The sequence below is a fragment of the Halochromatium sp. NSM3 genome, assembly GCF_059621085.1.
Genome location: NZ_JCAQIA010000008.1, coordinates 36,963 through 52,322, shown reverse-complemented (window position 1 = coordinate 52,322; position 15,360 = coordinate 36,963). Strand labels below are relative to the sequence as shown.

Here is a 15,360-nt window from a genome sequence, read left to right as displayed (position 1 = left end):
GAGTCGCCGCCGCCCATCTCGAAAGATCCGCTCTTAGAGGATGTACTGCGACAGATCCTCGTCTGCGGCCAGTTCGCCGAGACTCTTGTCGACATAGTTGGCGTCGATGGTGACGGTCACGCGGTCCATCTCGGTAGCGTTGAACGAGACGTCCTCGAGCAGTCGCTCCATCACCGTGTGCAGACGGCGAGCGCCGATGTTCTCGGTGCGCTCATTGACCTGGTAGGCGATCTCGGCGATCCGACGGATGCCATCCTCCCTGAACTCGATGGTCACGCCTTCGGTCGCAAGCAGGGCTGAATACTGATCGGTGAGCGATTCATCGGGCTCGGTCAGGATGCGAATGAAGTCATCCGAGGTCAGCGCCTGCAATTCGACCCGGATCGGCAGTCGGCCTTGTAGCTCCGGCACCAGATCCGAAGGCTTGGCCAGATGAAAGGCACCAGAGGCGATGAACAGGATGTGATCGGTCTTGACCATGCCATGCTTGGTTGAGACGGTGCTGCCCTCGACCAACGGCAGCAGATCGCGTTGCACGCCCTCGCGCGAGACATCGGCGCCGCCACTCTGCTCGGCGCGGCGCGTCACCTTGTCGATCTCGTCGAGGAAGACGATGCCGTTCTGCTCGACGTTGGTCATCGCCGCGAGCTTCATCTCCTCCTCATTGACGAGCTTGGCGGCCTCCTCGTCGAGGAGGATCTTACGCGCCTCACCGATCTGTAACTTGCGCCGTTTGGAGCGATTCGAGCCGAGATTCTTGAACAGCCCTTGCAGCTGATTGGTCATCTCCTCCATGCCCGGTGGCGCCATGATCTCGACGCCCATCTGCGCCATGCTGACCTCGATCTCGATCTCGCGCTCATCGAGTTCGCCGGCGCGCAGCTTCTGGCGAAACTTCTCGCGTGTGCCGGAGGTAGCATTGCGGCCACGGCTATCCTCATCGAAATCGGACGGGGGCGGCAGCAGCGCGTCGAGGATGCGCTCCTCGGTCGCGCTCTCGGCTCGGCCATGGTTCTGCAGCATTTGCTGCTCGCGCTCCATCTTGATGGCGATGTCGGCCAGATCGCGGATGATCGATTCGACATCGCGGCCGACATAGCCGACCTCGGTGAACTTGGTCGCCTCGACCTTGAGGAAGGGGGCATGGGCCAGGCGCGCCAGCCGGCGCGCGATCTCGGTTTTACCGACACCGGTCGGCCCGATCATCAGGATGTTCTTCGGCGTGATCTCCGAGCGCATCGGCTCCGGGATCTGGGAGCGACGCCAGCGGTTGCGTAGCGCGATCGCAACCGCGCGCTTAGCCTCGTGCTGACCAACGATATGCTTATCCAGCTCGGCAACGATCTGTCTCGGGGTGGTGGTATCGGACATTAGTGCTCCGCAAGCTCCTCGATGACGAGGTTGCGATTCGTGTAAATGCAGATATCGGCGGCGATGCCGAGCGCCCGCTCGACGATCTCACGCGCACCGAGATCGGTATTCTCCAACAACGCGCGTGCCGCCGATGCGGCGAACGAGCCCCCGGAGCCGATCGCCATCAGGTTGTACTCGGGCTCGAGCACATCGCCGGTGCCGGAGATGATCAACGAGGCCTCCTGATCGGCCACGCAGAGCATCGCCTCGAGCCGACGCAACATGCGATCGGTGCGCCAGTCCTTGGCGAGTTCGACCGCCGAGCGGGTCAGATGGCCCTGGTGTTTCTCGAGCTTAGCCTCGAAACGTTCGAACAGGGTGAAGGCATCGGCGGTGGCGCCGGCGAAACCGGCGAGCACCCGCTCCTTGTAGAGCCGCCGCACCTTGCGCGCATTGCCTTTGACGACGGTGTTGCCGAGCGAGACCTGACCGTCGCCGCCGATGACAACGTTGCGCCCGCGACGCACGGAGAGAATGGTGGTTCCGTGGAAGTCCTGCATCAGTCCTCCTGTTCTAGCGTGGGAGGTCCGAGCGTCCCATCAGCCACTCATCGACCGCGCGCGCGCATTGGCGTCCTTCGCGAATCGCCCAGACGACCAGCGATTGGCCGCGGCGCATGTCACCAGCGGCAAAGACACCGTCGACCGTGGTGAAGTAGGCTTGGGCGCCTTCGGTCGAACCCTTGACGTTGCCGCGCGCATCGAATTCCAGTCCGTTCGCGTCCCGCAACTCCTCGAGCATGCCCTCGTGGACCGGATGCACGAACCCCATCGCCAACAGCACCAGATCGGCCTTGATCCGATCCTCCGAGCCCTCGACCTCGGACATTTGCCAGCGGCCACTCTCGTCCTTGTCCCAGCGCACCAGCACGTAATTCAGCGCCGTCACGTTGCCATCGACATCGGCCTCGAACGACTTGGTCAGTACATTCCAGTGGCGCTCGCAGCCTTCTTCCTGCGAGGTCGAGGTGCGCAGCTTATTCGGCCAATCGGGCCAGGTCAGTCCCTTGTCCTCCTTCTCCGGAGGCTTATCCAGGATCTCGATCTGGGTGACCGCCTTGGCGCCGTGACGATTCGAGGTGCCGATGCAATCGGAGCCAGTGTCACCACCGCCGATGACGACCACGTGCTTGTCGTGCGCGCTGATGAAGTCCTCGTCCGGCACATACACGCCCTGCACGCGCTTGGAGTTGGCGCGCAGGAAGTCCATCGCGAAATGGATACCGTTGTAGCTGCGCCCCGGCACATCCAGATCGCGCGGCTTCTCGGAGCCACCGCTCAGCACCACGGCATCATAATCATCCATCAAGGTCGCGACCGGCAGATCGACACCGATGTGGCAGTTAGTATGGAACTCGACGCCCTCGGCGCGCATCTGGCTCATGCGCCGATCGATCATGGTTTTGGCCAGCTTGAAGTCCGGGATGCCGTAGCGCAGCAGGCCACCGATGCGGTCCTCTTTCTCGAACAGCGAGATGGTGTGACCGGCGCGGGCGAGCTGTTGGGCGCAGGCCAATCCGGCCGGCCCCGAACCGACTACCGCAATGCGCTTGCCGGTGCGATGAACTGGCACCTGCGGCTTGACCCAGCCCTGCTCCCAGGCCTTGTCGGCAATCGCACGCTCGATCGCCTTGATCGCGACCGGTTGGTCGTCGATGTTGAGCGTACAGCTCGCCTCGCAGGGGGCCGGGCAGATGCGCCCGGTGAACTCGGGGAAGTTGTTGGTCGAGTGCAAGACCTCGATCGCCGCCTCCCAGTCCTGCTGATAGACCAGGTCATTCCAGTCCGGAATGATGTTGTTGACCGGGCAGCCCTGATGGCAATAGGGGATGCCACAATCCATGCAACGCGCGCCCTGGATGCCGATCTCGGCATCGCTCATCGGCTGCACGAACTCGTTGTAATGGACGACGCGGTCCGAGGCCGGCTGATAGGCCAGCTCGGCGCGCTCGTACTCCATGAATCCGGTTGGCTTACCCATTCTCAACAACCTCTCTGAGCTTGGACGGGTGCGGCAGCGACGCACTCGGTGGCCGGCTCTGGCTCGATTGCATCTGCTCGAGCGCCCGTTTGTAGTCGACCGGCATCACCTTGACGAAGCGACCGAGCATCTCGGGCCAATCATCGAGGACGCGCCGTGCGACGGCTGAATTGGTGTAATGCAGATGGCGCTCGATGAGCTGGCGCAGGCGCAGCGCATCAAAGCGTGTCATGTCGTGGCTGACATCGACGAAGCCGTGCGTCTCGAGATCACCGCCCTGGTGCTCTAGCGCCTCGAGCGCCGCATCCTCGGCCGCGATCGGCTCCAGCTCGACCATCGCCTGATTGCAATGCTCGGCGAAGAGGCCTTGCTCATCCAACACATAGGCGACACCGCCAGACATGCCCGCCGCGAAATTGCGGCCAGTCGGCCCCAGGCAGACCATGATGCCGCCGGTCATATACTCGCAGCCATGATCGCCGACACCCTCGACGACGGCGGTCGCGCCGGAATTTCTGACACAGAAGCGCTCGCCGGCCACGCCGCGGAAGTAGACCTCGCCACTGATCGCGCCATAGAGCACCGTATTGCCGACGATGATGTTGTCCTCGGCGTGCTCGATGCTCGCATGCTCCGGCGGGTAGATGATGATGCGCCCACCGGAGAGGCCCTTGCCAACATAGTCATTGGCCTCGCCGGCCAGCTCGATGGTGACGCCCTTCGCCAGCCAGGCGCCGAACGACTGACCACCGATGCCGTGCGCCTTGATATAGATGCTGTCCTCGGGCAGCCCGGCATGACCGTAACGCTCGGCGACGCGACCGGAGAGCAGCGCACCGACGGTGCGATTAAAGTTCTTCACCTCGGTCTCGATGCGCACCGGCTCGCCCCGCTCGAGCGCTGGTTGTGCCTGCTCGATCAGCTTGTGGTCGAGCGCTTTATCGAGGCCATGATCCTGCTCCTCGCGGTTGTAGAGCGCGACCTCGGGGCCGACCGCCGGCTTGGTCAGGATGCGCGAGAAGTCGAGCCCCTTGGCCTTCCAGTGCTCGATGGCCTTGCGCATTTCGAGCCGATCCATCTGCCCGACCATCTCGTTCACCGTTCGGAAGCCGAGCTTGGCCATGTACTGACGCATCTCCTCGGCGATGAAGAAGAAGAAGTTGACCACGTGCTCCGGCTTGCCGGTGAACTTCTTGCGCAGCTCCGGATCTTGCGACGCCACCCCGACCGGGCAGGTGTTCAGATGGCACTTGCGCATCATGATGCAGCCCTCGACGATCAGCGGCGCGGTGGCGAAGCCGAACTCATCAGCACCGAGCAATGCGCCGATGACCACATCGCGACCGGTACGCATGCCGCCATCGACCTGCACCGCGATGCGCCCGCGCAGCCGGTTCAGCACCAGCGTTTGATGGGTCTCGGCGAGGCCGATCTCCCACGGCGAGCCGGCATGCTTGATCGAGGTCAGCGGGCTCGCGCCGGTGCCGCCGTCGTAGCCGGCGATGGTGACGTGATCCGCATGCGCCTTGGAGACGCCGGCGGCAACGGTGCCGACGCCGATCTCCGAGACCAGCTTGACCGAGATGCGCGCCTTGGGATTCACGTTCTTGAGGTCGTGGATCAGCTGCGCCAGATCCTCGATCGAGTAGATATCGTGGTGCGGCGGCGGCGAGATCAGGCCCACGCCGGGGGTCGAATGGCGCACCCGCGCGATCTGCGCGTTGACCTTGTGCCCTGGCAGCTGGCCGCCCTCGCCAGGCTTGGCGCCCTGGGCGATCTTGATCTGGATATCATCAGCATTGACCAGGTACTCGGTGGTGACGCCGAAGCGCCCCGAGGCGACCTGCTTGATCGCCGAACGTGCCGGGTTCATCGAGCCATCGGCCAGCGGCAGGAAGCGTTCCGGCTCCTCGCCGCCCTCGCCGGTGTTGGACTTGCCGCCGATCGCGTTCATCGCTTCGGCCAGAGTCGCATGCGCCTCCTGGCTGATCGCCCCGAACGACATGGCGCCGGTGGCGAAGCGCTTGACGATCTCCTTGGCCGGTTCGACCTCGTCGATCGGGATCGGCTCCTCGGCCCATTTCAGCGCCATCAGGCCGCGAAACGTCAACAGGCGCTCGTTCTGCTCGTTGATCAGGCGCGAATACTCGGCGTAGGTGCCGGCATCGTTGGCGCGGGTCGCGTGCTGCAGCTTGGCGATGGTGTCCGGCGTCCAGACATGATCCTCGCCGCGCAGCCGGAAGGCATAGTCGCCACCGGCATCCAGGTGCTTGCGCAGGATCTGCTCGTTGCCATAGCCGCGCGAGTGCCAGAGCACCGCCTCGCGCGCGACCTCGGCCAGGCCGACGCCCTCGACCATGCTTGCGGTGCCGGTGAAGTACTTGGCGATGAACGCCCGATTCAGACCGACGGCGTCGAAGATCTGTGCACCGCAGTAACTCTGGAAGGTGCTGATGCCCATCTTCGACATCACCTTCTTCAGCCCCTTGCCAACCGCCTTGATGTAGCGGCCTTGGGCCTCTTCAAAGCTCAGCTCGCCAGCGCCCTCGGTGCGCAATCGCGGCAGCAGCGATTGGATGGTATCGAAGGCCAGATAGGGGTTGATCGCCTCGGCGCCATAGCCGGCCAAGGTCGCGAAATGATGCACCTCGAGCGCGCCGCCGGTCTCGACCACCAGTCCGGAACTGGTGCGCAGCCCTTGGCGGATCAGGTGATGATGCACCGCCGAGGTCGCCAGCAGCGCCGGGATCGGGATGAAATCGGCGTTGGTGTTGCGATCCGAGAGGATGAGGATATTGTGGCCTTCATGCACCGCCGCCTCGGCCTCCTGGCACAGGCGCTCCAGCGCTGGCGCCATGCCGTCCGCGCCCTCGCCGGCCGGGTAGACCATGTGCAGATTCTTGGTGCGGAAGGCGCCGGCGGAGTTGTCCTGGATGTGGCGGATGCGCTCCAGATCCTCATTGGTCAGCACCGGCTGATCGACCTCCAAGCGCCAATGCTGGCCGGCCTCGTTGAGCCCGAGCAGGTTCGGGCGTGGGCCGATCAGCGACACCAGCGACATCACCAACTCCTCGCGGATCGGGTCGATGGCCGGGTTGGTGACCTGGGCGAAGTTCTGTTTGAAGTAGGTCGACAGATGCTTGGAGCGCGACGAGAGCACCGAGGGCGGGTTGTCGGCGCCCATCGAACCGACCGCCTCCTGGCCGGTCGCGATCATCGGCGTAAGCAGAAACTTGATGTCTTCCTGGGTGTAGCCAAACCCCTGCTGGGCATCGAGCAGCACGCTCGCCTCCGGCGCCATCGGGGCGACATCGGTCGGCAGCGAATCGAGGTGGATCTGGGTACGATCGAGCCATTCCTGATACGGCTTGGACCCGGCTAGCTCGGCCTTGACCTCGGCATCGTCGATGATGCGGCCCTGCTCGAGATCGATGAGGAACATCCGGCCCGGCTGCAGGCGCCATTTCTTGACGATGCGCTCATCGGCAATATCGAGCACGCCCATCTCCGAGCCCATGACCACGAGATCATCGTTGGTGACCAGGTAGCGCGCCGGGCGCAGGCCGTTGCGGTCGAGCGTGGCGCCGATCTGGCGACCGTCGGTGAAGGCGATCGCGGCGGGGCCGTCCCAGGGCTCCATCAGCGCGGCGTGGTACTCGTAGAAGGCGCGGCGCTGCTCGTCCATCAGGTGATTGCCCGACCAGGCCTCCGGGATCAGCAGCATCATCGCCTGCGCCAGCGAATAACCGCCCATCACCAGCAGCTCGAGCGCGTTGTCGAAACAGGCCGAATCAGACTGGCCCTCGGGGATCAGCGGCCAGATGGTGTCGAGGTCGTCACCGAGCACCTCGGAGCGCATGGTGTGGCGCCGCGCGGCCATCCAGTTGACGTTGCCGCGCATGGTGTTGATCTCGCCGTTGTGGCAGATCATCCGAAATGGCTGCGCCAGATCCCAGGTCGGGAAGGTATTGGTCGAAAAGCGCTGATGCACCAGCGCCAGCGCCGACTCGAAGCGCTCATCGCGCAGATCGAGGTAGTAGTTGCCGACCTGTCCGGCAAGGAGCATGCCCTTGTAGTTGATGGTGCGCGACGACATCGAGGCGACGTAATAGGCGGTCTTGTCGTAGCCATGCGCTCGGATCTCGTTGTCCATGCGCTTGCGCACCACGAACAGCTTGCGCTCGAAGGCGTCCTGGTCGGGGCAGTTATCGCCACAGGCGACGAAGACCTGGCGCACCACCGGCTCGGTCGGCAGCACGCTCTCGCCGAGTTCGCGGTTATCGACCGGCACATCGCGCCAGCCGAGCAGACCTTGACCGCCTTCGGTGAGATGCCGCTCGACGGTCGATTGCATCTCGGCGCGCGCGGCTTCGTCCTTCGGCAGGAAGACCATACCAACGCCATAGTGGCCGAGTGCCGGCAGCTCGAAATCGAGGACGGCGCGGAAGAAGCTGTCCGGCATCTGCACCAAGATGCCGGCGCCGTCACCAGCCTTGGGGTCGGCGCCGACCGCGCCGCGATGGGTCAGGCGCTCGAGGATCTCGAGGCCCTGCTCGACGATGCGATGGCTCTTCTGGTTCTTGATGTGGCACACAAAGCCGACACCGCATGAGTCACGCTCGTGAGCGGGGTCGTACAGGCCCTGGGCGGCTGGATAGGCGCGAAGGTTCATCAGCGGACCTCCCTAAACCGGGTACATAGCGGTCGAAAATGACGTCCCCTCAGTGCCTTTTACCGTCGGGGAAGTTCCGGTTTGGATTAGATGGTGATTCGGCGCATGGGCCGGGGCTCTGGCCATGCGCAACATTAGGCGCAACAGATAGCGAACCGCGAATCATACTGTGGATGCGGCCGCTATGCCACGAGCTTGCAAAGCGCGAGGACGTCGGATGGCGCCCTGCCGTCGCATTCAGGTCATGCCGTGCCGGCCTGTGCCGACGCGATGCTGGCTCGGAGCAACTCGGGATCGACATCGGCGGTCAGGATCGACTCACCGATGCCTTTCAACAAGACCAAGCGCAATCGTCCTGCTTGCACCTTCTTATCGACGGCCATCAGCTCGAGCCAGCGCTCGCTGCTCATGCTCGTCGGCGGCTGGGTCGGCAAACCGCAAGACTCGACCAGAGCCTGGATGCGAGCCACAGCGACCGTGTCGATCCAGCCCAGGCGCTCGGAGAGTTGTGCCGCCATCACCAACCCCGCGCCGACGGCCTCGCCGTGCAGCCAGGTGCCGTAGCCAGTCCCGGCCTCGATCGCATGGCCAAAGCTGTGGCCGAGGTTGAGCAAGGCGCGCTGGCCCGCCTCACGCTCGTCGGCGGCGACGATCCGGGCCTTATTCTGGCAGGAGCGCGCGATCGCCGTCGACAAGGCCGCCGGTTCGAGTGCCCGCAAGGCCGGCCCCCGGTCCTCGAGCCAGTCGAAGAAGGGCCGGTCGGCGATCAGGCCGTACTTGACCACCTCGGCCAAACCGGCGGACAGCTCGCGCTCGGGCAGCGTCTCGAGCGTGGCGGTATCGGCGATCACCGCGCGGGGCTGATGGAAGGCGCCGATCATGTTCTTGCCGGCCGGATGATTGACGCCGGTCTTGCCGCCGACCGACGAATCGACCTGCGCCAGCAAGGTCGTCGGCACCTGAATGAACGCCACGCCGCGCTGATAGCAGGCGGCGGCAAATCCGGCCATATCGCCGACCACCCCACCGCCGAGCGCGATCAACGTGATATCGCGGCCACAGCGGCGCTCGAGCAGCGCGTCGAAGATGCGGTTGAGCGTCGCCAAGTCCTTGTAGCGCTCCCCATCGGGCAGGATCACCTGATCGATCTCGAACGCGGCCAAACCCGTGCGCACCGCCTCCAGATAGAGCGGCGCGACCGTCTCGTTGGAGACGATCATCACCCGCTTGCCGACGATAAACGGGCGATAGCAGTCGGGATCGGACAGCAGATCACGACCGATTAAGATCGGATAACCGCGCTCACCTAACTCGACGTCGAGCCGCTGGCGCTCAACCGCCGCATCCGAGATCGGCCCAAGCGCAGACATGCTAGAGTTCCTCGCTCTCGAGCCGGCGGCGGATCTCCTTGACCACCGACACGGTGCCGCGGCGCTCGGTCGAGACCACCATATCGGCGACCTGGCGGTAGATTGGCTCGCGTTCGGCCATCAGATCGCGCAGCCGCTGTTGCGGATCATCGGTGTCGATGAGTGGGCGACCGCGATCCCGCGCGGTGCGCGCGAACTGTTGCTCTGGACTGCAGTGCAGATAGATCACGAAGCCGCGCGCTGCTAGCTGTTGGCGATTCTCGGGCGTCAACACGACGCCGCCGCCAGTGGCGAGCACGATGCCGTCTTCCTGCGCTAACTCCTCGACGACGCCACGCTCGCGCTTGCGAAAGCCCTCCTCGCCTTCAAACTCGAAGATGGTCGGGATATCCACGCCGGTGCGGCGCTGGATCTCCTGATCGCTGTCGCGGAACTCGTAACCCAGCGCCTCGGCCAGTTGCCGGCCGACGGTGCTCTTGCCTGCCCCCATGGGACCGACGAGAAAAATGTTAGGTGGTCTGATCATAGTCACTAGGTATGCCAGATTTGCTGGACGCTAGCAAGCCGCCGACCGCAATGCGTACCCTCGCACGGGGCAAACGGCGCCTGCCGGATCAGCGGATCTCAAGGTCCGAACTCAGGATCTTCGGCGTCACGAAGATCAGGAGTTCCTGGTTCGAGTTCTGCCGCGAGGTCGTCTTGAAGAGGCGCCCGAACACGGGCAGATCCCCCAGCCAGGGCACCTTCTCGACATTGAAGCTCTTCTGCCCCTCGAAGACCCCGCCAAGCACGATGGTCTCCCCGTTATCCACCAAGACCGAGGTGCTCACGGCGCGCCTGTTGCGCAAGGGATTGCCATTGACCGTAAAGGTGAAATCGGCCTCGTCCTTGTTGACCTCCAAGGCCATGATCACGCGATCATCGGGCGTGATATGCGGCGTGACATTCAGCTTGAGCGTCGCCGGCTCGTAGCGAACCGTGGCCGGCGTCTCGGCCGTCGCGGGCGTCACCACCGGGATATCCTGCCCGACCTCGATAATCGCGGAGGTTTGATCGGCAGTGACCACCCGTGGACTGGAAATGATCTCGCCGCGCCCTTCGCGCTGCATGGCCGAGAGTTCAAGCGTGATCAGGTGCGAGCCGACCTTGCCGAGCAGGAAATTGATCGCGCCTGAGGGGTTCTGGACCGGCAGATTGACCCATAGATTCGGGGCGCCCGCATCGTTGCTGATCGGGTTCCCCGTGCCTCGGGTCAAGGTCGAATTGAAGCGCTCGCCTTGGCCATCTTCTCCAAATGGACCCGTATCAAAAAACCCATAGGGCCCCAGCCCAACGCCATCGTTGGCCTGACCGCCGCCAACCAGCAACTCATTGCGACCCAAGGCGCCCGTCGAGCCGCTCGCGCCGAAACGCACGCCAAGATCGCGGGCAAAGTTATTGTTGGCAATCACCACGCGAGACTCGATCAGCACCTGCCGCACCGGGATGTCGAGCCTTGCGATCAAGGCGCGAATCGCGGTGATTCGCTCGGCGGTATCCTGAATGATCAGGGCATTGGTGCGCTGATCAAAGCTTACCGTGCCGCGCCGCGACAAGACCGGCGCCTGGGATTCAGCGGACAGCAACGGGTCGCTGTCGCGCGTGTCGGTCGGCGTGATCTCGGCCACCGCCTCGCGATGCCCCTGCAATAACTCGACGATCTCCTCGGCTTTTGCATAATGGATCTGGATGAGTTCCGTTCGCATCGGCGTCAATGCCTGGAGCTGCTGACGCGTCTCGAGCGCCAACAGCTCACGCGCCGCCAGCTCCTCGGAGGGCGCCACCATGATGACGTTCCCTGTCTGTCGCATCGACAGCCCCTTGGTCTTCAAGATGATCTCCAGCGCCTGATCCCAAGGTACACCACGCAGGCGCAGTGTGATACTGCCGCTCACGCTGTCACTCGCCACGAGATTCAAGCCAGTGAAGTCGGCGAGCAGCTGGAGCACCGCTCGCACCTTGATGTCTTGAAAATTGAGCGACAGGCGATCACCGGCGTACACGCCCTTCTCGGGCGCGCCCGGCCCGGTGTCGGCCTGGGTCGGCGACCTGAATTCAACCGTGAAGCGCTGACCGCTCTGATACGCCAGATAATCGAAGGGCGCGTTGGTCTTGATGCGGAGGTGCACATCCTCACCAACAGCGCGGGACTCGATCGCGGCGACCGGCGTCCCAAAGTCGCCGACATCGAGTCGACGAAACAGCCGCTGTGGCAACGCGGTCTCGCCGATGCCGACGACGACGTCGCGCCCCTCCTCGGTCACATCGACTTGCGTCTCGGCGGAGGGCAGACTGATGATGACCCTGCCTTCGCCCCCGACGCCGCGACGAAAATCGATGTCCTCGAGCGCGCCCGCGCTAGCACCTGCACTTGCGCCAGAATCTGCGCGCCGCGCGGCACCAGAAGCCGCCGGGCTCCGGCTTGGTGGCTCGGGCGCGTCGCGGATCCGAGCCCTCGGCGCGACCCGCTCCGGGTTCAACGCCACGCGCACCCGCTTGCCCTGGCGATCGATCCGGTAAGGCACGCTCGCATCCAGGTTGATCACGATCCGAGTGCGGTCACCGGCCTCGATCGCCAGCAGGCTCTGCGCGACGCCGAGTTCGATCGGAATCGGCTTACGGCCGAGCTGGCTCGAGACACCGGGGAAATCGATCGCGATCCGCGCCGGGTTCTCGGTCGCGAAATCGCGCGGCGCGGGTGGCGCCTCGGAGAAGACAAGATCGATCTCGATGCGATCGCCGGGTAGCGCCGCGAATTCAGCGACATCAAGGCTCGTGCCCGAAGCCGTGGCCGACCCTAGACACGCCAGGATCAGGATAAGCCGCAGCAATCGCCGCGCCTCGCCGCATGCGAGCAATCCGCTGATCCAGACTCTCAAGCGTGTCATGATTGCTGCCGCCTATGGTGTGAGTGCCCCTATTGCGCGAGTGCCACCGATGCCTGCCGCCGCTCCCATTGCCCGGGTCGTTTTTCAACCATCTCCGTCAGCATCAGCGCATGGAGCTCGATGCGGGTGATCCGGCCATGGTTCAGCCCAAGATACTGCCCCACGCGCACGCGATGCAGCGTCCCGTCGGGGCTGGTGATCAGTGCCCAGCGCGTTCCATACTGCTCCAAGGTGCCGACCATGCGCAACGCAGCGAGTGGATAGTCCTCCAACGGCTCCTTGGGCCGCCTCGGGTCCGGCGAGAGGCCACTGGAGCGACGCTCCCGAGCCACTTTAGCCGCCTGTTCAGCGGCGTGTTCAGCGGTTTGGTCATCCATCACGAACGGATCGCGTCGATCGCCGGCTCGATAGAGGAAGCGATCCACCCGCCTGAGTTCCGGGGTCGGCTCGAGCGCTCCCCGGGGACGCGCCATGACACGCTCGGCATAGGACTCAAGCGCGGACAGCCCGGAATCGGCGCAGGCCGTGAGCAGGATCGCCATCGCTAACCCCAGCACAGGCCGCCCGCTGCCTGGCGCTCGCCTGCTCATCCCGCCTCGGGCTCGTCGAGGTAACGATAGGTGCGCACGGTCGCGCTCAGGATCATCGGTCCTGCGGCCCCGCCCGGTCTGTTGTTGCGCTCGATCGTGATCCGGTGCACGGTGACGATGCGCGGCAGCGCGGCCAGGCCACTGATGAAGGTCGCGAACGCATGATAGCGACCACTCACGCGGATGCGAATCGGCAGTTCTGCGTAAAAATCCTGGGTGGATTCGGCGGCCGGCTGGAACAGCTCGAACTCGAGCCCGGCCGCGCGCCCGGTCTGCGAGACATCCACCAGCAACTGTGCCACCTCGGTCTCATCGGGGAGGTGGTGCAGCAGCGTGCTCAACGACGCCTCCATCTCGACGAGCTGCCGCCGATACGCCTCCAGGTTAGCCGCCTTGGGCTGTGTGAGTTCGAAGCGCTGCCTCAGTTCCAGCTCCTGTTGCCGCGCGCCGCGCAAGCGCTCGAGCTGATCACTGGTCACGAGGTGATACCAACCCACACCGACCAACCCGCAGCCCAAGGCGATGATCGCGGCCTTGGCAGCCAGGGGCCAGTCGCCGATCGTGTTGACATCGAGTGCGTTGATATCCATTAGCCCTCCTCGGCGGCAGCAACCGCAGCCTTCTCGCTCGTATCAGAGCGCGGACGTCGCTGCTCGAAGCCTAGGCGAAAATGACTGAAACCGGTACCGGTCTCATCCTTGTTCTCGATCAGTAGCAGACTCGGGCTGCCGATCCAGTCCGAAGCCTCGATCGTACGCATCAAGCGCGAGACATGCGCATTGGACTGCGCGCGCCCCTCGATGGTCACGCGCCCCTGCTCCTGCTCGAGCCGGGTCAGAAAGACGCCGACCGGCACCGCATCCGCCAGTTGATCGAGCATGTGCACAATCTCCGGGCGGCTCGCCTGCAGGCGTTGAATCACCTCCATCCGCGCCCAGAGTTCAGCTTGCCTCTTTTCGAGCGCATTGATCTCGCGAAGACGCCGATTCAGCACCGCCACCTGTGCCTCTAGGAAGGCATTGCGCGCCTGCTGCGCATCGATCATCGCCTCAAGCTGCACCTTGAGCAGCACACCGAGCAGCAAGACCAAGCCCAGCGCGGACGCGGCAGCGATCGCCAGATCGCGCTGGCGTCGCCGGCGTGCCGCCTCACGCCACGGCAGGAGATTGATGCGCGCCATGACTCAGCGAAACCGTCGCAGCGCCAGCCCCAGCGCGATCAGCATCGCACCGCAGTTGTTGCGGACCAGGTCGTGATCGAGATCAGCGGCCAAGGTCATCTCGGCCAAGGGGTCGAGCATCCGCAGCGGGAGGGCCAAGCGTTCAGCAATGGGCCGCTCGAGCGCTGGCACCTGGGTCACACCGCCAGTGAGCAGCACCTCATCGACGCTGTTGAACGCGGTGGTCGAATAGAAGAACTGCAGCGCGCGCCCCAACTGCCGCGCCAAGGCGTCTTGAAACGGCGCCAGCACCTCGGCCTGGCGCGTGGGCGGTGCTGCCGCAAGCCGTGCCAACGCCTGATCGCCAGCCTGGCCGCCCGCCTGGCCAACCCTCGGGTCCCTCATCAGGTCGTCGCACCGCCGCACCTCATCGATCAACTGCTGCCCGCCAAAGCTCTGCTCGCGGGTATAGAGCGTCTGGCCGGCACGCAGGACATGGAGCGTGGTCGTGGTGGCGCCGATGTCGGCAACCGCGATGAGTCGGGTGGTCCCCGGCTCCGTTCCCAGCCCCGGCCCCGATGACCCCAAGGGCGCGAGCAAGGCACCACAGGCGGCCTCGACCGCATTCGACTCGATGTCAACGATCGCGGCGTTCAGGCCGGCGTGCTCGAGCGCAGCGACCCGATCGTCGATATGCTCGCGACGCGACGCGGCGAGCAGGACGTCCACCCTCCCGATCGCGCCTTGCGTGGGACCGATCACATCAAAGTCGAGGTTGACCTCATCCAGGGGATAGGGGACATACTGATCCGATTCGAGCTGGATCTGAGCCTCCATCTCGGCATCGGAGAGATCAGCGTCGAGCGAGAGCACCTTGGTCATGACCGCCGAGTCGGCCACCGCAACCGCAGCACGCTTGGTCTTGGATCTGGAGTGCCGCAGCGCCGTGGCAATGGTCTGGCCAACCTTGGCCACATCGGCGATCTTCTTCTCGACCACGGCGCCGGGCGGCAGTGGCTCGAGCGCCAGCGCCTCAACGCGCAGCGCCTGTCCGGCGCCCTTGCCGACCGCCGGTCCAAGCTCGAGCAGCTTCACGGCGGCCGAGCCGATATCGATGCCGAGCAATGGAGGTTGTTTGCGAGCGAACCCAAACATCGCACACCAGCCGTTGCCATGAACGGCGGCTGAACTCCTAGCATGGTTGAGGTGTTGAGGTCTTCACCCGACTATAGCAAAAAGCACCACAGGC

11 protein-coding genes are annotated in these 15,360 nt (G+C 64.4%); all 11 read right to left on the bottom strand.

Annotation, left to right across the window (positions count from 1 at the left end; translation table 11 throughout):
• Positions 1–33: 33 nt before the first annotated feature.
• A complete protein-coding gene (hslU, locus tag AC54T3_RS05325; RefSeq protein WP_496622960.1) occupies positions 34–1,371 on the bottom strand; it encodes an ATP-dependent protease ATPase subunit HslU in 1,338 nt (445 codons plus the stop codon).
• Positions 1,371–1,913, bottom strand: a complete 543-nt coding sequence (hslV, locus tag AC54T3_RS05320) for an ATP-dependent protease subunit HslV (RefSeq protein WP_496622958.1) — start codon at positions 1,911–1,913, stop codon at positions 1,371–1,373. Before hslV ends, hslU begins: the two co-directional genes overlap by 1 nt.
• Positions 1,914–1,926: 13 nt before the next feature.
• Entirely contained in the window at positions 1,927–3,393 is a 1,467-nt protein-coding gene (locus AC54T3_RS05315; protein WP_496622956.1) for a glutamate synthase subunit beta, read from the bottom strand.
• Positions 3,386–8,065 (bottom strand): glutamate synthase large subunit, encoded by a 4,680-nt coding sequence (gene gltB, locus AC54T3_RS05310; protein ID WP_496622954.1) that lies wholly within the window; start codon positions 8,063–8,065, stop codon positions 3,386–3,388. The genes AC54T3_RS05315 and gltB overlap by 8 nt, the downstream gene beginning before the upstream one ends.
• Positions 8,066–8,307: 242 nt before the next feature.
• Positions 8,308–9,435 carry a 3-dehydroquinate synthase gene (aroB, locus tag AC54T3_RS05305; RefSeq protein WP_496622952.1) on the bottom strand — a complete coding sequence of 376 codons (1,128 nt, stop codon included), beginning with the start codon at positions 9,433–9,435 and terminating at the stop codon, positions 8,308–8,310.
• Position 9,436: 1 nt separating this feature from the next.
• Positions 9,437–9,961, bottom strand: coding sequence for a shikimate kinase AroK (gene aroK / locus AC54T3_RS05300; RefSeq protein ID WP_201246590.1), 525 nt, complete (start codon positions 9,959–9,961; stop codon positions 9,437–9,439).
• Between the two features lie 88 nt (positions 9,962–10,049).
• A complete protein-coding gene (locus tag AC54T3_RS05295) occupies positions 10,050–12,362 on the bottom strand; it encodes a type IV pilus secretin PilQ (protein ID WP_496622950.1) in 2,313 nt (770 codons plus the stop codon).
• A 29-nt stretch (positions 12,363–12,391) separates the two neighbouring features.
• Positions 12,392–12,904, bottom strand: a complete 513-nt coding sequence (locus AC54T3_RS05290) for a pilus assembly protein PilP (protein WP_496622948.1) — start codon at positions 12,902–12,904, stop codon at positions 12,392–12,394.
• A gap of 44 nt (positions 12,905–12,948) precedes the next feature.
• A complete protein-coding gene (locus AC54T3_RS05285) occupies positions 12,949–13,542 on the bottom strand; it encodes a type IV pilus inner membrane component PilO (RefSeq protein ID WP_496622946.1) in 594 nt (197 codons plus the stop codon).
• Complete coding sequence (locus tag AC54T3_RS05280; protein WP_496622944.1) at positions 13,542–14,132, bottom strand: PilN domain-containing protein; 591 nt, start codon at positions 14,130–14,132, stop codon at positions 13,542–13,544. Before AC54T3_RS05280 ends, AC54T3_RS05285 begins: the two co-directional genes overlap by 1 nt.
• Before the next feature lie 3 nt (positions 14,133–14,135).
• The gene (pilM, locus tag AC54T3_RS05275; protein ID WP_496622942.1) at positions 14,136–15,266 is read right to left on the bottom strand and encodes a type IV pilus assembly protein PilM; all 1,131 of its coding nucleotides are present in this window, start codon (positions 15,264–15,266) and stop codon (positions 14,136–14,138) included.
• Positions 15,267–15,360 lie beyond the last annotated feature (94 nt).

Bases quoted from the DNA above. Each gene is read 5' to 3' on its own strand.
- aroK (WP_201246590.1), bottom strand. From the start codon at position 9,961: ATGATCAGACCACCTAACATTTTTCTCGTCGGTCCCATGGGGGCAGGC.
- pilM (WP_496622942.1), bottom strand. From the start codon at position 15,266: ATGTTTGGGTTCGCTCGCAAACAACCTCCATTGCTCGGCATCGATATC.
- AC54T3_RS05285 (WP_496622946.1), bottom strand. From the start codon at position 13,542: ATGGATATCAACGCACTCGATGTCAACACGATCGGCGACTGGCCCCTG.
- aroB (WP_496622952.1), bottom strand. From the start codon at position 9,435: ATGTCTGCGCTTGGGCCGATCTCGGATGCGGCGGTTGAGCGCCAGCGG.
- AC54T3_RS05315 (WP_496622956.1), bottom strand. From the start codon at position 3,393: ATGGGTAAGCCAACCGGATTCATGGAGTACGAGCGCGCCGAGCTGGCC.
- hslV (WP_496622958.1), bottom strand. From the start codon at position 1,913: ATGCAGGACTTCCACGGAACCACCATTCTCTCCGTGCGTCGCGGGCGC.
- hslU (WP_496622960.1), bottom strand. From the start codon at position 1,371: ATGTCCGATACCACCACCCCGAGACAGATCGTTGCCGAGCTGGATAAG.
- AC54T3_RS05295 (WP_496622950.1), bottom strand. From the start codon at position 12,362: ATGACACGCTTGAGAGTCTGGATCAGCGGATTGCTCGCATGCGGCGAG.
- AC54T3_RS05290 (WP_496622948.1), bottom strand. From the start codon at position 12,904: ATGGCGATCCTGCTCACGGCCTGCGCCGATTCCGGGCTGTCCGCGCTT.
- AC54T3_RS05280 (WP_496622944.1), bottom strand. From the start codon at position 14,132: ATGGCGCGCATCAATCTCCTGCCGTGGCGTGAGGCGGCACGCCGGCGA.
- gltB (WP_496622954.1), bottom strand. From the start codon at position 8,065: ATGAACCTTCGCGCCTATCCAGCCGCCCAGGGCCTGTACGACCCCGCT.